Genomic DNA, 19,657 nt, shown 5'->3' on the forward strand with positions numbered 1-19,657 from the left:
CATGGTTCAGGGGCAGGCCAAGTCGGCGCAGATCCAGCAGCGCGCACCGGCTGCCGCGCCGAAGGCTCTGCCGGCCGCTTCGTCCGCGGCGGCTTCCGGGCCCAAGCCGGCTGCGCCGGCATCCCGGTCGGCCCCCCCCTTCCGCCAAGCCTGCCGCCGCCGGTGCCGACGACGGCGAGTGGGAGACCTTCTGATCAACCCAGCCAGCGCCGCAGCCGCTCGATGGCCTCGTCCAAATCGGCGCGGGCCGTGGCGGTGGAAAAGCGCACGAAACGCCCCCCGTCTGCGGCGCCGAAGTCCAGGCTGGGGGTGGCCACCACCTGGGTGTGCTCCATCATGGCGCGCACGAAGCCCTGGCTGTCGGTGACGCCGGCGCGCGCGAACAGCGGGCGGGCGTCGGCCCAGACGTAGAAGGCGCCGTCCGGCTCCACCGGCACGTCGAAGCCGAGCGCGCGCAGCGCGGGCACGAAGGCGTCGCGCCGCGCGGCATACTCGGCCCGCCGGCGCTCGTATTCCGCGATCGTGTCGGGCTCGAAGCACGCCAGCGCCGCGCGTTGCGCCACGGTGTTGGCGCAAATGTAGTGGTTCTGCGCCAGCCGTTCCACCACAGGCACCAGCGGCTCGGGCAGCACCAGCCAGCCCAGCCGCCAGCCCGTCATGCCAAAGTACTTGGAGAAGCTGTTGACGCTGATCACGTCCTCGCCCAGCGCCAGCGCGGTCTGGCCGAAGCGCGTGTCGAACGACAGGCCCAGGTAGATCTCGTCGATGACCAGCGCGCCGCCGCGCTGGCGAACGGTGTCCAGCACGCCGCGCAGCGCTGCGGGGTCGATCGACGTGCCGGTCGGGTTGGCGGGCGAGGCCAGCATCACGCCGCGCGTGCGGGCCCCCCAGGCCGCGTCCAGTTGCGCGGGCGTCGGCTGGTAGCGCGTGGCCGGCCCTGTGGCCAGGGCGGTCGGTGTCACCCCCACGCTGGCCAGGATCTGCCGGTTGCACGGGTAGCACGGGTCGGGCAGCAGCACCTCGTCCCCGGCGTCGAACAGCGCCAGCGCTGCCAGTTGCAAACCGGCGGACGCCCCAGCCGTGATGGCGATGCGCCGCGCTGGCACCGCGACACCAAAGCGCTGCGCGTACCAGGCCGACAGCCGCTCGCGCAGCGCATCCAGCCCCAGCGCGGCCGTGTACTGCGTGCGCCCGGCGCGGATGGCGGCCTGCGCCGCCGCCTGCACCGCCGCGGGGGCGGCAAAGTCCGGCTCGCCAATGTTCAGGTACAGCATGCGCGGCGCCCCGGGGGGCAGCGCCGCGGCCAGCGCCGCCGCCTCCTGGGCCACCTGCATGACGAGAAACGGCGCAATCGCCTGGGCGCGCGCGCTGGCGGATGGGACGGGGAAAGGGGGGGTCATTTGCCGATACAAAACCGCGAAAAGATCACACCGAGCAGATCATCGGCCCCGAAGGCACCAGTGATCGTGCCCAGCGCCTCGTGGGCCAGGCGCAGCTCCTCGGCCAGCAGTTCCAGCGCCGGCGCGGGGCTGTCGAGCTGCGCCTGCGCGGCTTGCAGGTGGCCGCGCACCCGGTGCAGCGCATCCACATGGCGCTGGCGGGCGCTGAACAGGCCTTCGGGCGTGTGCCCGCTCCAGCCCACGGCGTGCAGCAGCCGCTCGCGCAGGGCTGGCAGCCCCGCGCCGGTGCGCGCCGACAGCGGGAGGGCGTCGGCGCCCGTGGGTATGGCGGCCGCCTCGGCGGCGTCGGCCTTGTTCCAGACGTCGATCACGGGCACCCGCGCCGTCAGCCGGCTCGAGAGGCGCTCGCGGATGGAGGCGTCGGCCTGCCGGTAGGCCGGGTCCGTGGCGCGCGTCAGGTCATGCACGAAGAGCACGGCATCTGCGGCCTCGATGCGCTGCCACGCCCGCTCGATACCGATGCGCTCCACCTCGTCCACCCCGGCGCCGTCGCGCAGGCCAGCGGTGTCGATGATGTGCAGCGGCACGCCCTCGACCTGGATGGCTTGCTGCACCACGTCGCGCGTGGTGCCGGCAATGGGCGTGACGATGGCCAGTTCCGCCCCGGCCAGCGCGTTGAGCAGCGAGCTTTTGCCCGCATTGGGCTGGCCGGCGATGACGACATGCATGCCCTCGCGCAGCAGCGCACCCTGTCGGGTGCGCGCCAGCACCTCGTCCAGGCGCGCCTGCAGTCGCCGCAGTTGGCCGGCTGCGTCCGCCTGCTGCAGAAAGTCGATGTCTTCCTCGGGGAAGTCCAGCGTCGCCTCCACCAGCATGCGCAGGTGGACCAGATCGTCGCGCAGCGCCTCCACCGCCTGGGAGAACGCACCGGAGAGCGAACGGCTGGCGCTGCGGGCGGCCGCTTCGGTGCTGGCGTCGATCAAGTCGGCCACTGCCTCGGCCTGCGCCAAGTCCAGCTTGCCGTTGAGAAAGGCGCGCTCGGTGAACTCGCCCGGCTGCGCCAGCCGCAGGTCCGCCAGACGGGGCCGGCCGGTGGCGGGGTCGGTCTCGGCAGCGGCCTCCAGGCAGCGCGCCAGCAGCAACTGCAGCAGCACCGGCCCACCATGGGCCTGCAGTTCCAGCACATCCTCGCCCGTGTAAGAGTGCGGGGCCGGAAACCACAGCGCCAGCCCGTGGTCGAGGGCGGTGCCGTCCGCGGCCAGAAACGGCCCGTAGTGCGCATGGCGGGGCCGCAGGTCGCGGCCGAGCAGCGCCGGCATCAGCGGGGCCAGCCCGCGCCCCGACAGCCGCACGATCCCCACCGCGCCGCGCCCGGGCGCGGTGGCGATGGCGGCAATCGGGTCCTGGTGCCGGGGCAGCATCCCCTTATTTGAACTTGGGCAGGTTGAACTTCAGCGGCACGCCCATCGCGTGGTTGATGTAGGCCTGCTGGGCGATCGTCAGCACGTTGTTGACGATCCAGTACAGCACCAGGCCGGCCGGGAAGAAGAAGAACATCACGCTGAAGATGAGGGGCATCATCCACATCAGCTTGGCCTGCAGCGGATCGGGCGGCAGCGGGTTGAGTGCCGTCTGCACCAGGGTGCTCAGGGCCATGATGATGGGCAGCACGTAGTACGGGTCCGGCGAGGACAGATCGACGATCCAGCCGATCCAGGGGGCGTTGCGCATCTCCACGCTGGCCAGCAGCACCCAGTACAGCGCGATGAAGACGGGGATCTGGATCAGGATCGGGAAGCAGCCGCCCAGCGGGTTGACTTTCTCCTCGCGATACAGCTTCATCATCTCCTGCTGCATGAGCTGGGGATTGTTCTTCAGGCGCTCGCGCATCTCCATGATGCGCGGGTTGATCGCCTTCATCTTGGCCATGCTGCGGTAGGCGCTGGCGTTGAGCCAGTAGAACGCCGCCTTGATCAGCACCACCAGCGCGACAATGGCCCAGCCCCAGTTGCCGACCAGCCCGTGGATCTTCTCCAGCAGCCAGTACAGCGGCTTGGCCAGGATGGTCAGCCAGCCGTAGTCCTTGACCAGCTCCAGGCCGGGCGCGATGGCTTCCAGGACTTTTTCTTCCTGCGGCCCGACGTAGAGCTGCGACGCCATCGTCTGGGTCGCCCCCGGTGCGACGGTCGCATCCGGCCCGATCTGGCCGACCGCGTACAGGTTGTCCACCTTGCGCACGAAATTCTCGCGCTCCACGCCCGCGGGCATCAGCCAGGCGCTGGTGAAGTAGTGCTGCACCATGGCCACGTAGCCGTCTGACGCCTGGCGCTGGATGTCGATCTTGCCCTTGTCGATGTTGGCGAACTCGACCTTTTGGTACTTGGCCGCTTCGCTGTAGACCGCAGGGCCGGTGAAGGTGGAGTAGAAGGGCGTTTCGCTGCCGGCCTTCAGCCCATCGCGCACGAGCTGCTGGTACACCCGCGCCTGAACCGGGGCGTCGCCGACGTTGCGCACCTCGTGTTGCACGTCGATCAGGTAGCTGTGGCGGCGCAGGGTGTAGGTCTTGCTCAGCACCACGCCGCCCTGCGGCTCGGACTCGAAGCGCAGCACCAGCCGATCCTGCCCGTCCGCCAGGGCGATGGGCCCGGTGCCGGCCGGCTCGACCAGCCGCATGGGGGTTTTGTGCGTCGGCAGGCCGCCTGACCCGATCAGCCCGGTCTGGGCGACGTAGGTGCGTCCCCCTTCGGTCGTCAACAGCTCCAGCGGCGTGAAGGTCTTTTGCAGTGCCTTGCCCGTCTCGGCCGCATGCTTGAGCAGCCGCGCCCCCACGAGCGCCCCGCCTTCGCTGTCAAACGTCAGCTCGAACACATCGGTGCGCACCGTGTGGCGCTGGCGCGCGACCGGGGCCGGCACGCCGGATGCCGCAGAGGCGGAGGCGGCCGTCGGTGTCGGTACCCCGGTGCCGGACGCGGCCGGCGCCGGCGCCGCCGTCTTGGGCGGGCTGCTCGACGGGAAGAAGGTGGCGGGCTGCCCGTTGTGGATTTGCCAACGATCCCACAGCAGGATCATCGAGAAACCAAAGATCACCCACAGGATGGATCGGCGAATGTCGCTCATGACGGAGGGGTGTGTTGTTGGAGGGGGAACAGCCGGGGACGCTCGGCGGGGACCGGGTCGTGCCCGCCGTCACACCACGGATGACAGCGGACCAGCCGGCGCAGGGTGAGGTAGCTGCCGGCACCGGCGCCGTGGCGCTGGAGCGCTTCGAGCGCATAGGCCGAGCAGGAGGGGGTGAAACGGCAACTGGACCCCAGCCAGGGGCTGAGCAACAGCCGGTAACCCCGCACCACACCGATCAGCACCCGTTGCGGCAGGTGGGCGAACGCATGCCTCAACCGGCCCAGCCGGCGTTCGGCGGGTGCAAGGGGGCGGGGGGCGGGGGTACGGCTCATGGCGCGTCGGGCGGGGCGTCGGGCCGGTGCCCGTCGACGCCAGCGGCCAAGCGCTGTCGCAGGCGGGGCCCCAGCAGTTGCAGCAGCTCCAGCCGCGCCGCGCGCCGCAGTGCCGCGGAGGTCGCGCTGGGAAACTCCGTGGTCGGAAAGGCCCGCTTCAGTCGCACCACCCAGGCGCCTGCCGGCAGCGGTTGTTCGCGCTCGACGGCATAGATTTGGCGCTTGAGCGTGTTGCGCGTGACCGCGCGCCGCGCCCAGCGCTTGGGTACGACCACCCCCAGCCACGTGCCGCCGCCGGGGAACAACGGAACCCCGCGCGGGCCGGCCAGCGACGCGGTGGGAATGCCATGCAGCGCGAAATGCGCGGTGTGCACCAGGGCAGGACTGGAGAGCACGGCCTGGAACTGCGCACGCTGGCGAAGGTGCCGTGCCGCTGCGCCCCGCGGCGGCGCCGGCAGGGACGACTCGGGCACCGAAGCGTCAGACGGCCAGACGCTTGCGGCCCTTGGCGCGGCGCGCGTTGATCACGGCGCGACCGCCACGGGTCTTCATACGGACCAGAAAACCATGGGTGCGCGCGCGACGGATCTTGGAGGGTTGATAGGTGCGTTTCATGTGTGTCTGCCCGGTTCGATCGAGTAAACCCTAAATTATGGCAAAAACCGCCCGCCGTGCCAACGGCCGCGCGAGGCGGAGGATCGGTGCAGGCTGTCAAGCGGGGCCAACCCGCATGTGGATAAGTGGTCCGCGGCGGCTACAATGGGCGACTTTGGCGGGGTGGCTGTCCACATGCCGGATTCCGGTCCCGGGCGGGACGGTCCGGGCCGCGACGATCCCATGCCTGCCATCGACCGAATCCCCCACCCATGAGTTCCCCGCGTTCCCTGTCCGATGCGAACGCCGCTGCCCAGCGGGCCGCGCCGGCCGCATCCGATCTGTGGTCGGCGTGCGTCGAGCGGTTGAGCCAAGAGCTGCCGGTCCAGCAGGTCAACACCTGGATCCGGCCGCTGGTCGCGCGCGTGGCCGACGACGGCTCGCGCGTGACGCTGGCGGTGGCCAACCGATTCAAGATGGATTGGGTGCGCGCTCAATATGCCGGCAAGATCGGCGCAGCGTTGCAGGCCATCGCCGGCCAGCCGGTCGCCGTGGAGCTGGTGCTTGCCCCGCGCGAGGCCCCCAGCACGCTGCGTTCTCCCGCCGCCGGGGTGGCCGGCGGGGGAGTGCCGCGCGTCGCCGCGGCCCCCGCGCGCACCGATCCGGTGTTTGCCGAGTTGCCCGAAGCGCCGGCTGCGGCCGAGCCGCCGCTGCCCGATCACAAGCACCGGCTCAACCCGGCGCTGACGTTCGCCACGCTGGTGGAGGGCTCGGCCAACCGCATGGCGCGCGCGGCGGCCATGCACGTGGCGGCAAGCCCCGGGCAGTTGTACAACCCGCTGTTCATCTATGGGGGCGTCGGCCTGGGCAAGACGCACCTGGTGCATGCCATCGGCAACCAGTTGCTGGCCGACCGCCCCGACGCCAAGGTGCTCTACATCCACGCCGAGCAGTTCGTCTCCGACGTCGTCAAGTCGTACCAGCGCAAGACCTTCGACGCCTTCAAGCAGCGCTACCACAGCCTGGACCTGCTGCTGATCGACGATGTGCAGTTCTTCGCCAACAAGGACCGCACGCAGGAGGAATTCTTCAACGCCTTCGAGGCGCTGCTGGCCAAAAAAAGCCACATCGTGATGACCAGCGACACCTACCCCAAGGGGTTGACGGACATCCACGAGCGGCTGGTGTCGCGCTTCGACTCCGGGCTGACGGTGGCCATCGAGCCGCCGGAGCTGGAGATGCGCGTGGCCATCCTGATCAGCAAGGCGCAGGCCGAGGGCGCCACGATGCCCGAGGACGTGGCCTTCTTCGTCGCCAAGAACGTGCGCTCCAACGTGCGCGAGTTGGAAGGGGCCTTGCGCAAGATTCTGGCGTACTCGCGCTTCAACCAGAAAGAGGTGTCGATCGCGCTGGCGCGCGAGGCGCTCAAGGACCTGCTCAGCATCCAGAACCGCCAGATCAGCGTCGAAAACATCCAAAAGACGGTGGCCGACTTCTACAAGATCAAGGTCGCCGACATGTACTCCAAGAAGCGGCCGGCCAACATCGCGCGGCCGCGCCAGATTGCCATGTACCTGGCCAAGGAGCTGACGCAAAAGAGCCTGCCGGAGATCGGCGAGCTCTTTGGCGGGCGCGACCACACGACGGTGCTGCACGCGGTGCGCAAGATCGCCGCCGAGCGGCAGAACCAGCCCGAACTCAACCAGCAACTCCACGTGTTGGAGCAGACCCTGAAAGGCTGACACGCATGATCGTCTTGCAAGCGACCCAGGACCGGCTGCTGGCTGCCCTCCAGTCGGTGGCCGGCATCGTCGAGCGCCGCCACACCCTGCCGGTGCTGGCCAACGTGCTGATTCACCGCGCGGGGGGCGCGACCCAGCTCACCACCTCCGACCTGGAAATCCAGATTCGCACCACGGCCGATCTGGGCGGCGACGATGGCCAGTTCGCCACCACGGTCGGCGCGCGCAAGCTGATCGACATTCTGCGCACGTTGCCCGCGGACCAGAAGGTGACGCTGGAGTCCGCCGGGGGGCGGCTGCTGCTCAAGGCGGGCAAAAGCCGCTTCACCCTGCAGACGCTGCCGGCCGAGGACTTTCCGCTGGTGCAGGAGTCGCCCACCTACGGGCCCGCGTTCTCGGTGCCGCAAAAGGTGCTCAAGGCGCTGCTGGGGCAGGTGTCGTTCGCCATGGCGGTGCAGGACATTCGCTACTATCTCAACGGCATTCTGTTCGTCGCCGAGGGGCGCCAGCTCACCCTCGTGGCCACCGACGGCCACCGGCTGGCGCTGGCCAGCGCCGCGCTGGATGTGGACGTGCCCAAGCAGGAGGTGATCCTGCCGCGCAAGACGGTGCTGGAGCTGCAGCGCCTGCTGTCGGACCAGGACGGCGCGATCGAGATGCGCTTTGCCGCCAACCAGGCCAAGTTCAGCTTTGGTGGCATGGAGTTCGTCACCAAGCTGGTGGAGGGTAAGTTCCCCGACTACAACCGCGTGATCCCGCGCGCGCACCGAAATGTGATCGTGCTGGGGCGCGCGCCGCTGTTGGCCAGCCTGCAGCGCGCCGCCATCATGACCAGCGACAAGTTCAAGGGCGTGCGCCTGCATCTGGAGCCCGGGCTGCTGCAGGTGGCGGCCAACAACGCCGATCAGGAAGAGGCGGTCGACGAGCTGGACATCGAATACAGCGGCGACGTCATCGACATCGGCTTCAACGTCAGCTACCTGATCGAGGCGCTGGCCAACATGGGGCAGGACCTGGTGCGCATCGAGCTGCAGGACGGCAACTCCTCGGCCCTGGTCACGATTCCCGACGACGATCGCTTCAAGTACGTCGTCATGCCGATGCGCATCTGAAAGTCTCCATGAGCGAATCCCAGACCCCTCAAGCGCCCGGCACGGGCTACGGCGCCGACGCCATCCAGATCCTCGAAGGCCTGGAGGCGGTGCGCAAGCGCCCGGGCATGTATATCGGCGACACCTCCGACGGCACCGGCCTGCACCACCTGGTGTTCGAGGTGGTGGACAACTCCATCGACGAGGCGCTGGCCGGCCACTGCGACGACATTGTCGTCACCATCCACACCGACAATTCGATCAGCGTGGTGGACAACGGGCGCGGCATCCCCACCGGCATCAAGTGGGACGACAAGCACGAGCCCAAGCGCAGCGCCGCCGAAATCGCGCTGACCGAGCTGCACGCCGGCGGCAAGTTCAACCAGAACAGCTACAAGGTTTCCGGCGGTCTGCACGGGGTGGGGGTGAGCTGTGTCAACGCGCTGTCGCGCTGGCTGCGCCTGACGGTGCGCCGCGACGGCAAGGTGCACCTGCTGGAGTTTGCCCGCGGCGTGGTGCAAAACCGCCAGATCGAGCGCGCGGCGGGCCCCGACGGCCAGGTGGTGGAGGTCTCGCCGATGCGGGTGCTGGGTGCCACCGACAAGCGCGGCACCGAGGTGCACTTTTTGCCCGATACCGAGATCTTTCGCGAGAACCACGACTTTCACTACGAGATCCTGTCCAAGCGGCTGCGCGAGCTGAGCTTTCTGAACAACGGCGTGCGCATCCGCCTGATCGACGAGCGCACCGGCAAGAGCGACGACTTTTCCGGCGCCGGCGGGGTCAAGGGCTTCGTCGAGTTCATCAACGCCGGCAAAAAGGTGCTGCACCCCACGGTGTTCCACGCCACGGGCGCGCGGCCAGCCGACAGCTATGGCGGCATCCCCGGCACCGAGATCGGCGTCGAGGTGGCCATGCAGTGGAACGACGGCTACAACGAAAACGTCCTCTGCTTCACCAACAACATCCCGCAGCGCGACGGCGGCACGCACCTGACCGGCCTGCGCGCGGCGATGACGCGCGTGATCGGCAAGTACATCGAGCAAAACGAGCTGGCCAAGAAGGCCAGGGTCGAGGTCAGCGGCGATGACATGCGCGAGGGGCTGTGCTGCGTGCTGTCGGTCAAGGTGCCGGAGCCGAAGTTTTCCAGCCAGACCAAGGACAAGCTGGTCAGCTCCGAGGTGCGCGCGCCGGTGGAGGACATCGTCGCCAAGGCGCTCACCGACTACCTGGAAGAGCGGCCCAACGATGCCAAGATCATCTGCGGCAAGATCGTCGAGGCCGCGCGGGCGCGCGAGGCGGCGCGCAAGGCGCGCGAGATGACACGCCGCAAGGGCGTGCTCGACGGGCTGGGGTTGCCTGGCAAGCTGGCCGACTGCCAGGAGAAGGACCCGGCGCTGTCGGAGATCTACATCGTCGAGGGGGACTCGGCCGGCGGCAGCGCCAAGCAGGGCCGCGACCGCAAGTTCCAGGCCATCCTGCCGCTGCGCGGCAAGATCCTCAACGTCGAGAAGGCACGCTACGAAAAGCTGCTGTCCAGCAACGAGATCCTGACCCTGATCACGGCGCTGGGCACGGGCATCGGCCGCGCCAGCGAAGACGACGCCGGGCGCGGCAAGAGCGGCGCGGACGACTTCGACATCGCCAAGCTGCGCTACCACCGCATCATCATCATGACCGACGCGGACGTGGACGGCGCGCACATCCGCACCCTGCTGCTGACCTTTTTCTACCGCCAGATGCCGGAGCTGGTGGAGCGCGGCCATATCTACATCGCGCAGCCGCCGCTGTACAAGGTCAAGGCCGGCAAGGAAGAGCTGTACCTGAAGGACGATGCCGCGCTGGACGCCTTTTTGTTGCGCGTCGCGCTCAAAGAGGCCAGCCTGCACACCGGCGGCGCCCGGGGCACGGTGCTGACCGGCGAGACGCTGGCCGAACTGGCGCGCCAGCACCAGGCGGCCGAGGCGGTGATCGCCCGGCTGTCGGCCTTCATGGACGCCGAGGCGCTGCGCGCCGTGGCCGACGGCGTCGCGCTCGACCTGGACGACATGGAGGCCGCGGCCCGCAGCGCCGCCGCCCTGCAGGCCGCGCTGCGCGAGGGCAGTGCCACCGGGGTGCCAGCCGAGGTGAGCGCCGAGTTTGACGCACGCGCGGACAAGCCGCTGCTGCGCATCAGCCGACGCCACCACGGCAACGTGCGCTCCAGCGTCATCACGCAGGATTTCGTGCACGGGGCCGACTACGCCGTGCTGGCCGATGCGGCCCGCACCTTCCAGGGCTTGCTGGGCGAGGGCGCCAAGGTCGTGCGGGGCGAGGGCGAACGCGCCAAGGAAGCGCCGGTGGCCGATTTCCGCTCGGCGATGCGCTGGTTGCTGGCCGAGGCCGAGCGCACCACCAGCCGCCAGCGCTACAAGGGCCTGGGCGAGATGAACCCCGAGCAGCTCTGGGAAACCACCATGAACCCCGAGGTGCGCCGGCTGCTGCAGGTGCGCATCGAGGACGCCATCGAGGCCGACAAGGTGTTTACCATGTTGATGGGTGATGAGGTCGAGCCGCGCCGAGCCTTCATCGAAACCAACGCCTTGCGGGCGTCCAACATCGATGTCTGACTGGCACAGCAGTGTTTTTTCCATCCCACGGATGGACTGCCCGTCCGAGGAGAATCTCATTCGCATGGCGCTGCGCGACATACCGGATGTGGCGCTGACCTTTGATTTGGGACAGCGCCGCCTGACGGTGCAGCACCCGGGGCCAGCCGAGGCGGTCTTTGCCCGGCTGGAGCGCTTGAACCTGGGCGCGCACCTGGTGCATACCGAGCCCGTCCCGCAGTCGGGCATACAGCCAGCATCCACCGACGAGACCGAGGCGCGTGTGCTGTGGACCCTGCTGGCCATCAACGGGGTCATGTTTTTGTTGGAGGTCGGGGTGGGCATTGTGGCCCAGTCCGCGGGCGTGTTGGCCGATGCGATGGATATGTTTGCCGATGCGGCCGTCTACGGCGTGGCCTTGTTGGCCGTGGGCCGCTCCGCCGCCCGCAAGCTGCAGGCCGCGCACCTGGCAGGGTGGTTGCAGCTGATGCTGGCCCTGCTGGCGCTGGCCGAGGTGGGGCGGCGCTGGATACAGGGCAGCGAGCCGGTATCGGCCTTGATGATGGGCGTTGGGGCGGTTGCCCTGGTGGCCAATGTGGCCTGTCTGTGGTTGGTCGCGCGGTATCGAGGGCTCGGTGCCCATATGAAGGCGAGCGCCATCTTCTCCGCCAACGATGTGCTGGCCAACCTGGGGGTGATCGTGGCGGGGGGGCTGGTGGCGTGGACCGGCTCTGCGGTGCCCGACCTGGTCGTTGGGAGTGTGATCGGGCTGGTCGTGCTCGACGGGGCGCGGCGGATACTGGCGCTGCGCTGAACGCCCATGCCGCCCGCCCGTGACCTCGCCCCGCCACCGTGCGTGCTGGCCACGGGTTTGGTCAAACGCTATGGCGACGCGGCGGTGTTTGCCGGTGTCGATCTGGCCGTCTCGCCCGGGGAGTTCGTGGCCATTTTGGGCGAATCGGGCGTGGGCAAGTCCACGCTGCTCAACTGTCTGGCCGGGTTGGATGCGGTCGATGGCGGCCGGGTGTGCGTGCTGGGGCAGGACTGGGCGGCGCTGTCCGAGCCGCAGGCCGCTGCGTGGCGGCGCACCCAGCTGGGCTTCGTTTTTCAGGCCTTTCACATCCTGCCGCACCTGACGGTGGCGCAGAACGTGGGCTTGCCGCTGGTGCTGCTGGGCCGGCCCGATGCCGAGCGGGTGGCGCAGGTGCTGGACGCGGTGGGCCTGGGAGGCCTGGGCGAGCGCCTGCCGCAAACCCTGTCCGGCGGACAACTGCAACGGGTGGCGATTGCGCGGGCGCTCGCGCACCGGCCGCGCGTGATCCTGGCCGATGAGCCGACCGGCAACCTGGACCCGCGCACCGCGGCGCAGGTGCTGGCGTTGCTGCAGGCGCAGACCCGCGCGCACGGCGCCGCGCTGGTGCTGGTGACGCATTCCCACGCCGCGGCGGAACGGGCCGACCGCCGCCTGGAGCTGACGTGCGAGGGCATGCGGCCGCTGTGATCGCGCCCCGCCCGCGCGGGTGGGACTTGTGGCGCGCGTTCTCGTGGCCGCAGTGGCGCCTGCACCCGTGGCGCCATGCGGTGGCGGTGCTGGCCATCATGCTGGGGGTGGGGCTGGCGCTGGCGGTGCACCTGATCAACGCGTCGGCGCTGGCGGAGTTTTCGGCCGCGGTGCGGGGGGTGAACGGCGAGCCGGATGCCCGCCTGCGAGGCCCCTTGGACCGGCTGGATGCGCGCTGGCTGGACCGTGTCCTGGCCCACCCCCAGGTACGGGCCGCCATGCCGGTGATCGAAGCGCAGGGCGTGGGGGTGACGCCCGACGGCCGCCGCGTGCCGGTGCGGTTGCTGGGGGTGGACGCCTTGGCCTGGCCAGCCCTGCAGCCCGACGCCGGGCTGCGGGTGCGCGAGGGCGGGGATCGGCTGGATGTGCTGGCCCCCGATGCGGTGTTTGGCAATCCCGCGGCGCAGGCGGCGCTGGGCACCGCGACCGAGGCTGTGGAGCTGCAGGTCGGACTGCAGGGGCACCGCTGGCGCATGGCGGGGCAGGTGGCGCTGTCGGGCGGCCCCTTGCTGGTGGCGGACGTGGCCGCGCTGCAGGACAGGTTGGGCTGGGGCGACCAGGTGTCGCGGCTGGACATCCGGCTGGTGCCGGGCGCCGATGCCGAGGCCGTGTGGCGCGACCTGCAGGCCGCTGCCCCCGCCGCAGCGGCGCAGGGCGTGGTGTGGGAGCGCCCCGGGGACGATGGCGCCCGGCTGAGCCAGGTGTCGCGGGCCTACCGGGTCAACCTGACCGTGCTGGCGCTGGTGGCGCTGTTCACCGGGGCGTTTCTGGTGTTTTCGGTGTTGAGCCTGAGCGTGACGCAGCGGCTGCCGGCCTTTGCGCTGCTGGGGGTGCTGGGGCTGGACGCCCGGCAGCGCCAGCGCCTGGTGTGGGCGGAGTCTGCGCTGTTGGGCGCCATGGGCAGTGCCCTGGGGCTGGCGCTGGGGGCGGCCCTGGCCTGGGCGGCGCTGCAGTGGCTGGGGGGTGACCTGGGGGGTGGCTACTTTGCCGGGGTGACACCCGCCCTGCAGGGGTCGTGGCTGGCCGTGCTGGGGTATGGCGCCCTGGGCGTGCTGGCGGCGATGCTGGGCGGCTGGTGGCCTGCCTTGGCCGTGCGCGGACTGGCACCGGCACAGGCGCTCAAAGGGGTGCCGATGCAGCCTGGCCACGCGCCCAGCGGCGCACGCGCCTGGGTAGGGCCGGCGCTGATGGCGCTGGGGGCGGCGCTGTGCCTGCTGCCCCCGGTGGCGGGGCTGCCCCTGGGCGCCTACATGGGGATTGCCGCGCTGTTGGTGGGGGGCATTCTGGCCCTGCCGGTGGCCGTGGCCCGTGCGCTGTCGTGGCTGGCCCCCCGGGCGGCCCGGCAGGCCTTGGCGCTGCTGGCGCTGGAACGGGCCCGGCGCTACCCCGGCAGCGCCGCCGTGGCCACCAGCGGGGTGGTGGCCAGCCTGGCGCTGTCCGTGGCGCTGACGGTGATGGTGGGTAGCTTTCGCCAGTCGATGATGGCGTGGCTGGACGCGGTGCTGCCCGCCGATCTGTATGTGCGGGCGCTGGCGGGCGGGCGCGACGCGGCGACGCTGGATCCGGCCTTCGTCGATGCGGTGCGTCGCCTGCCCGGTGTGGTCCGGGTGGAGGGCCAGCGCCAGCGGACCCTGATCCTCGACCCCCAGCGGCCGCCGGTCATACTGCTGGCGCGCCCCTTGCGGGATGCACAAGGGGGCCTCCCGGCCACGTTGCCGCTGCCGTTGGTGGGGCCCACGCAGCCCCTCCCGCCGGCGGCGGACGCGGTCGGCGTGTGGGTCAGCGAGGCGGTGGTGGACCTGTATGGGGCGCGGGTGGGCCAGCCCATCGCCCTGCCCGGTCTGGGGCCGGCGGGCACGCGCTTCGTGGTCGTGGGGGTGTGGCGCGACTACGCGCGCCAGCAGGGCAGTGTGGTGCTGGACGCGGCGGACTTTGCCCGCCTGACCGGCGACACCGCGATCAACGATCTGGCGGTGTTCCTGGCCCCCGGCACGGCGGCCGAGCCGCTGCAGCGCCAGATCGAGGCGCTGGCGGCCGGGCAGGTCCAGGTGTCGAGCGCGCAGGCGATCCGGCAGCTATCGCTGAACATCTTCGATCGCAGCTTTGCGGTGACGTACTGGTTGCAGGCCATCGCGATCGGCATGGGGCTGATGGGGGTGTCGGCCAGCTTCAGCGCCCAGGTGCTGGTGCGGCGGCGCGAGTTTGGGCTGCTGCGCCACCTGGGGCTGTCGCGGGCGCAGGTGCTGGGCCTGGTGGCGGCAGAAGGGGCGCTGTGGACCGTGCTGGGCGCCGCCGCCGGATTGGCGCTGGGCCTGGCGGTGAGCGCGGTGCTGGTGCACGTGGTCAATCCGCAGAGTTTTCACTGGACCATGGAGCTGGCCGTACCCGCCGGTCGCCTGGCCGTGCTGGCCCTGGCCGTCGTCGCGGCGGGCACCGTCACCGCCTGGGCCAGCGGACGGCTGGCGGTGCGCCGCGATGCCGTGCTGGCCGTGCGGGAGGAGGCGTGATGGACGCGTGCACCCCGTCGCCGCGCCGACGCCTGCTGCAGGGACTGGCGGCGGGAGCGTGGGCAGGCGTGTGGGCTGGCGTGTCAGTGGGGGCCTGGCCGCGGTGGGCGCAGGCCGCGCCTGGGGAGTTGGGGCGCCGGCCTTTGGTGTTCCCGCGCGACCACGGCAGCCACCCAGACACCCAAACCGAATGGTGGTACCTGACGGGCTGGCTGCAGGCCCCGCAGGGGGCACTGTGGGGGTTTCAGGTGACGTTCTTCCGCTCGCGGGTGGCGTCGACGCAGGCGCTGCGCAGCCGTCTCGCGGCGCGGCAGTTGCTGTTCGCCCACGCCGCGGTGACCGATGTCGCGGCCGGGCGCCTGCACCACCACCAAATGACGGCCCGCTGGGATGGTCGCGATCCCCCGCCCGGGGCGGAACCGGTGACCGCCGTCGCGCGCACGGGGGATACCGACGTGCGCATCCGTGACGCCGTGCTGCAGCGCGGCCCGGACGGCAGCTACCAGGCCCGGGTGGCCGCGGGGGATTGGACGCTCGACCTGCAGGCCACGCCGACCCAGCCCCTGTTGCTGCAGGGCGAGGCCGGGTGGTCCCGCAAGGGGCCGGAGCCCCATCAGGCGAGCTTCTATTACAGCCAACCGCAGTTGCGCATGACCGGCCGGCTACTGCTGGCCGGCCGCACCGCCGAGGTGACCGGGCGGGGCTGGCTGGACCACGAATGGAGCGAGGCGCTGCTGCACCCGGACGCCGTGGGGTGGGACTGGATGGGCATGAACCTGGACGATGGCGGCAGCCTGACCGCGTTCCGGCTGCGCCGCGAGGACGGCCGTGCGCTGTGGGCGGGCGGCTCCGTGCGGACGGGGCCTGCCGCCCAGCCGCCGCTGGCGACCCGGGCGTTCGCCCCGGGGGAGGTGACCTTCGAGCCGTTGCGCCACTGGACCAGCCCGCGCACCGCCGTGCGCTACCCGGTGCAATGGCGCGTGCACACCCCCGTAGGGGTGTTCGAGGTGCATGCCTTGGCGGACGACCAGGAGCTGGACAGCCGGGCCAGCACCGGCGCCCTCTACTGGGAGGGCTTGAGCGAGCTGCGCACCCTGGACGGTCGCCGCGCGGGACGCGGGTATCTGGAGCTGACCGGCTACGGGGGCGCCCTGCGGCTGTGAGCACAAGGCGGCCATGGTGTTGGGGATAGGAGATGCCATCAATTCAATATGTGAACATTTATTGAAGTGTTGTATGATGATGCCCATGCTGACCGAAGCCCAAACCGTCCAAGCCCTGGCCGCCTTAGCCCAGCCCGTGCGGCTGCGCGCGTTTCGCGCCCTGGTGGTGGCGGGGCGCGAGGGGCTGACGCCCAGCGCCCTGGCCGAGGCGCTGGGAGCGGCCCCCAGCGCGCTGTCCTTTCACCTCAAGGAATTGCTGCATGCCGGCCTGGTGACGCAGGAGCGGCAGGGCCGGCATCTGATTTACCGGGCCGCGTTCGATGCGATGCAGGCGCTGCTCGCCTACCTCACCGAAAACTGCTGCCGGGGCGACGCCTGCATCACCCCGGACGCCCTGGCCTGCGATTGTTGATCCCCACCCTCCGAAGGAGAACCCCGTGAAGCGCTTCCACGTCCATCTGCATGTCCAGGATCTGGACCAGAGCATTGCGTTTTACTCGCGCCTGTTCGCGGCCGCGCCGGTGCGCGTCGAGCGCGACTACGCCAAATGGATGCTCGACGATCCGCGGCTGAACTTCGCGATCTCCACGCGCGGCGCGACGCCGGGGGTGGACCACCTGGGCTTTCAGGTGGACGAGGCGTCGGAGCTGGGCGAGCTCAAGGCCCGCGCCCAGGCCGCGGACATGGCCCTGCTCGACGAAGGGGCCACCACCTGCTGCTACGCCCGCAGCGAAAAGCACTGGGTGACCGACCCCCAGGGCATCGCCTGGGAGCATTTCCACACCCTGGGCGACATTGCCGTCTTCCGCGAGGCGGATGCCGCCTCCGGCGCTTGCTGCGCGGCCGCCTGCTGCTGAGGAGGTACCCATGACCACCCGCCCCCTGAACGTGCTGTTTTTGTGCACCCACAACTCCGCCCGCAGCATCCTGGCCGAGGCGCTGCTCAACGACCTGGGCCGCGGGCGTTTTCGGGCCTATTCGGCGGGCAGCAGCCCGCGCCCGAACCAGCAGCCCCACCCCCTGGCGCTGGCCGTGCTGCGCGAGGCGGGCATTGCCACCGATGGGCTGCGCAGCAAAAGCTGGGATGAGTTTGCCGGCCCCGACGCGCCCGAGATGGATCTGATCATCACCGTTTGCGACAACGCGGCGGGCGAGGTCTGCCCCGTGTGGCCCGGGCATCCCGCCACGGCCCATTGGGGCTACGCCGATCCGTCCGCGGGTGACGAGCCGGACGAGGTCAAGCACGAGGCCTTCCGCCGCACCATGCAGCTGATGAAGCGCCGGCTGGAGATGCTGACGCAATTGCCGCCCGAGAAGCTGGCGCGCGCCCTGCTGCAGGACAGCGCCCGCGCCCTGGCGGGGAGCTGAGGCCGTGAGCGCGCAGTGCGACATTGCCGCCAAGCAGGCGGCTGGCGCGCCCATGAGCGTGTTCGAGCGTTACCTCACGCTCTGGGTGGCGATTTGCATCGTGGTGGGCATCGCCCTCGGGCAATGGTTGCCGGGCCTGTTTCAGGCCATCGGGCGGCTGGAGGTGGCGCGCGTCAACCTGCCCGTGGGCCTGCTCATCTGGGTGATGATCATCCCGATGCTGGTGAAGGTGGATTTTGGCGCGCTGGGACAGGTGCGCCGCCATGTGCGCGGCATCGGGGTGACGCTGTTCGTCAACTGGCTGGTCAAGCCGTTTTCGATGGCGTTTCTGGCCTGGTTGTTCGTGCGCCAGTGGTTCGCGCCGTGGTTGCCCGCGGAGCAGATCGACAGCTATGTGGCCGGCCTGATCTTGCTGGCGGCCGCGCCGTGCACGGCGATGGTGTTCGTCTGGAGCCGTCTGACCGGCGGCGACCCGCTGTTCACGCTGTCGCAGGTGGCCCTCAACGACACCATCATGGTGTTTGCCTTCGCGCCGCTGGTGGCCTTTTTGCTGGGCTTGTCGGCGATCACCGTGCCGTGGGACACCTTGCTCGTGTCGGTGGGGCTGTACATCGTGGTGCCCGTGCTGCTGGCCCAGGCGTGGCGGCGCCGGCTGCTCGCGCGCGGACCGCAGGTTCTGGATGCCACCATGCGCCGCACGGGGCCGTGGTCCATCGCGGCGCTGCTGGCGACGCTGGTGCTGCTGTTCGCCTTTCAGGGCGAGCAGATTCTGCGGCAGCCGCTCGTGATCGCTCTGCTGGCGGTGCCCATCCTCATCCAGGTGGCGTTCAACTCGTCGCTGGCGTATTGGCTCAACCGGCGCGTGGGCGAGTCGCACGCCGTCGCATGCCCGTCGGCGTTGATCGGTGCGTCCAATTTCTTCGAGCTGGCCGTGGCGGCGGCGATCAGCCTGTTCGGCTTCGAGTCCGGTGCCGCCTTGGCCACCGTGGTGGGGGTGCTGATCGAAGTGCCGGTCATGCTGGCGGTGGTGTCGATCGTCAACCGCAGCAAGGGATGGTACGAGTCGGGTATCCACCGATCACGGGTGTGACGGACCAGCAGGGGCGGGAGGCATCGCCTTCCATCGATGATTTTCAGCAAAAAAATCGATGGAACCGCATGTCTGAGCGCGGCTACAGTCGAACGCTCGATGTCGTTTGACGGAAAGTCCGCATGCAAAGTCTGCTCGATCCCGCCATCCTGTTCTTCGTCTTTGGTGTGCTGGCCGGCGCGGTACGCTCCAACCTGGAGATCCCGCCGGCCATTGCCAAGTTCTTGTCGCTGTATCTGTTGATGGCGTTGGGGCTCAAGGGCGGGTTTGCGCTGGCGCAGGCGGGCTTCAATCCCGACATCCTCCTGGGCATCGGCGCGGCCATGGCCATGGCGGTGATCGTGCCGTTGATGGGCTACGCGGTTTTGCGGCGCCACGTCTCGCGCCTGGACGCAGCGGCCGTGGCGGCCTGCTACGGGTCGGTCAGCGCGGTGACCTTCGTCACGGCGACGCAGTTTTTGACCAGCGCCGGGCTGGCCCCGGGCGGCCACATGACCGTGGCCATGGTGCTGATGGAATCGCCGGCCATCATCGTCGCGGTGCTGCTGGCCAACGCCATCCGCAAGGAGCGGGGGGTGGACGGCTCGCCCGATCTGCGCATCGGGCACATCCTGCACGAATCCTTCACCGACGGCGCCCAGATGTTGCTGCTGGGGTCGATGGTGATCGGTTACCTGAGCGGCGAGACCGGCAAGGCGGTGATGCAGCCGTTCTCGGGCGACCTGTTCAAGGGCATGCTGGCGTTCTTTCTGCTGGACATGGGGCTGATGGTGGCGCGCAACTTCCGCGAGGCGCGCAAGGCATCGCCGGTGCTGCTGGCCTACGCGGGGCTGGCGCCCCTGGTGCACGCCAGCATTGCGCTGGGGTTGGCCGCCGTGCTGGGCATGCCGGTGGGCGACGCGGTGCTGCTCATGGTGCTGTCGGCCAGCGCCTCGTACATCGTGGTGCCGGCGGTGTTGCGTTATGCGATCCCGGAGGCCAATCCCGCGCTGTACTTCGGGCTGAGCCTGGGGGTGACGTTCCCGTTCAACATTCTGCTGGGTATTCCGCTCTATACCCAGGTGGCGCGCACGGTCCTCGGCTGATCCGTGGGGCGGGGCG

At 70.0% G+C, this 19,657-nt stretch carries 18 protein-coding genes; 12 read left to right on the top strand and 6 right to left on the bottom strand.

All coding sequences use genetic code 11. The features are described 5' to 3' along the window. Positions 1 to 194 precede the first annotated feature (194 nt). The 6 genes from ACK4TH_RS01790 to rpmH all read right to left on the bottom strand — a co-directional run bounded on the left by ACK4TH_RS01790 (position 195) and on the right by rpmH (position 5,467). A complete protein-coding gene (locus ACK4TH_RS01790; RefSeq protein ID WP_409621797.1) occupies positions 195 to 1,400 on the bottom strand; it encodes a pyridoxal phosphate-dependent aminotransferase in 1,206 nt (401 codons plus the stop codon). Next, positions 1,397 to 2,821 carry a tRNA uridine-5-carboxymethylaminomethyl(34) synthesis GTPase MnmE gene (mnmE, locus tag ACK4TH_RS01795; RefSeq protein WP_409621800.1) on the bottom strand — a complete coding sequence of 475 codons (1,425 nt, stop codon included), beginning with the start codon at positions 2,819 to 2,821 and terminating at the stop codon, positions 1,397 to 1,399. The genes ACK4TH_RS01790 and mnmE overlap by 4 nt, the downstream gene beginning before the upstream one ends. A 4-nt stretch (positions 2,822 to 2,825) precedes the next feature. Then, a complete protein-coding gene (gene yidC, locus ACK4TH_RS01800; RefSeq protein WP_409621802.1) occupies positions 2,826 to 4,517 on the bottom strand; it encodes a membrane protein insertase YidC in 1,692 nt (563 codons plus the stop codon). Next, entirely contained in the window at positions 4,514 to 4,774 is a 261-nt protein-coding gene (gene yidD / locus ACK4TH_RS01805) for a membrane protein insertion efficiency factor YidD (RefSeq protein ID WP_409622108.1), read from the bottom strand. Before yidD ends, yidC begins: the two co-directional genes overlap by 4 nt. Positions 4,775 to 4,848: 74 nt before the next feature. Then, complete coding sequence (locus tag ACK4TH_RS01810) at positions 4,849 to 5,325, bottom strand: ribonuclease P protein component (protein WP_409621805.1); 477 nt, start codon at positions 5,323 to 5,325, stop codon at positions 4,849 to 4,851. A gap of 7 nt (positions 5,326 to 5,332) precedes the next feature. After that, on the bottom strand, positions 5,333 to 5,467 hold the full coding sequence (gene rpmH, locus ACK4TH_RS01815) for a 50S ribosomal protein L34 (protein ID WP_006299042.1): 135 nt from the start codon (positions 5,465 to 5,467) through the stop codon (positions 5,333 to 5,335). 251 nt (positions 5,468 to 5,718) lie between these two features. Here rpmH and dnaA point away from each other — a divergent pair, with 251 nt between their 5' ends. The 12 genes from dnaA to ACK4TH_RS01875 all read left to right on the top strand — a co-directional run bounded on the left by dnaA (position 5,719) and on the right by ACK4TH_RS01875 (position 19,641). Beyond that, positions 5,719 to 7,188, top strand: a complete 1,470-nt coding sequence (dnaA, locus tag ACK4TH_RS01820; protein ID WP_409621811.1) for a chromosomal replication initiator protein DnaA — start codon at positions 5,719 to 5,721, stop codon at positions 7,186 to 7,188. A gap of 5 nt (positions 7,189 to 7,193) precedes the next feature. After that, a complete protein-coding gene (gene dnaN / locus ACK4TH_RS01825; RefSeq protein ID WP_409621814.1) occupies positions 7,194 to 8,300 on the top strand; it encodes a DNA polymerase III subunit beta in 1,107 nt (368 codons plus the stop codon). Between the two features lie 8 nt (positions 8,301 to 8,308). After that, entirely contained in the window at positions 8,309 to 10,888 is a 2,580-nt protein-coding gene (gyrB, locus tag ACK4TH_RS01830; protein WP_409621817.1) for a DNA topoisomerase (ATP-hydrolyzing) subunit B, read from the top strand. Positions 10,889 to 10,919: 31 nt separating this feature from the next. After that, complete coding sequence (locus ACK4TH_RS01835; RefSeq protein ID WP_409621820.1) at positions 10,920 to 11,681, top strand: cation transporter; 762 nt, start codon at positions 10,920 to 10,922, stop codon at positions 11,679 to 11,681. 6 nt (positions 11,682 to 11,687) lie between these two features. Further along, the gene (locus tag ACK4TH_RS01840; protein WP_409621823.1) at positions 11,688 to 12,368 is read left to right on the top strand and encodes an ABC transporter ATP-binding protein; all 681 of its coding nucleotides are present in this window, start codon (positions 11,688 to 11,690) and stop codon (positions 12,366 to 12,368) included. Beyond that, complete coding sequence (locus ACK4TH_RS01845) at positions 12,344 to 14,935, top strand: FtsX-like permease family protein (RefSeq protein WP_409621826.1); 2,592 nt, start codon at positions 12,344 to 12,346, stop codon at positions 14,933 to 14,935. The genes ACK4TH_RS01840 and ACK4TH_RS01845 overlap by 25 nt, the downstream gene beginning before the upstream one ends. Further along, positions 14,935 to 16,098 carry a lipocalin-like domain-containing protein gene (locus ACK4TH_RS01850; protein ID WP_409621829.1) on the top strand — a complete coding sequence of 388 codons (1,164 nt, stop codon included), beginning with the start codon at positions 14,935 to 14,937 and terminating at the stop codon, positions 16,096 to 16,098. Before ACK4TH_RS01845 ends, ACK4TH_RS01850 begins: the two co-directional genes overlap by 1 nt. A gap of 85 nt (positions 16,099 to 16,183) precedes the next feature. Further along, positions 16,184 to 16,510: an ArsR/SmtB family transcription factor gene (locus tag ACK4TH_RS01855; RefSeq protein ID WP_390612478.1), complete on the top strand. Its 327-nt coding sequence runs from the start codon at positions 16,184 to 16,186 to the stop codon at positions 16,508 to 16,510. Positions 16,511 to 16,535: 25 nt separating this feature from the next. Beyond that, a complete protein-coding gene (locus tag ACK4TH_RS01860) occupies positions 16,536 to 16,955 on the top strand; it encodes an ArsI/CadI family heavy metal resistance metalloenzyme (RefSeq protein ID WP_409621832.1) in 420 nt (139 codons plus the stop codon). A 10-nt stretch (positions 16,956 to 16,965) separates the two neighbouring features. Continuing rightward, positions 16,966 to 17,466 (top strand): arsenate reductase ArsC, encoded by a 501-nt coding sequence (locus ACK4TH_RS01865; protein WP_409621835.1) that lies wholly within the window; start codon positions 16,966 to 16,968, stop codon positions 17,464 to 17,466. A gap of 52 nt (positions 17,467 to 17,518) precedes the next feature. Then, a complete protein-coding gene (gene arsB, locus ACK4TH_RS01870; RefSeq protein WP_409622111.1) occupies positions 17,519 to 18,556 on the top strand; it encodes an ACR3 family arsenite efflux transporter in 1,038 nt (345 codons plus the stop codon). Positions 18,557 to 18,678: 122 nt separating this feature from the next. Continuing rightward, positions 18,679 to 19,641 (top strand): sodium-dependent bicarbonate transport family permease, encoded by a 963-nt coding sequence (locus ACK4TH_RS01875; protein WP_409621838.1) that lies wholly within the window; start codon positions 18,679 to 18,681, stop codon positions 19,639 to 19,641. The last annotated feature ends 16 nt before the right edge of the window (positions 19,642 to 19,657 follow it).

It is taken from the genome of Tepidimonas sp., from assembly GCF_046292505.1.
Taxonomy (GTDB): Bacteria; Pseudomonadota; Gammaproteobacteria; order Burkholderiales; family Burkholderiaceae_C; genus Tepidimonas.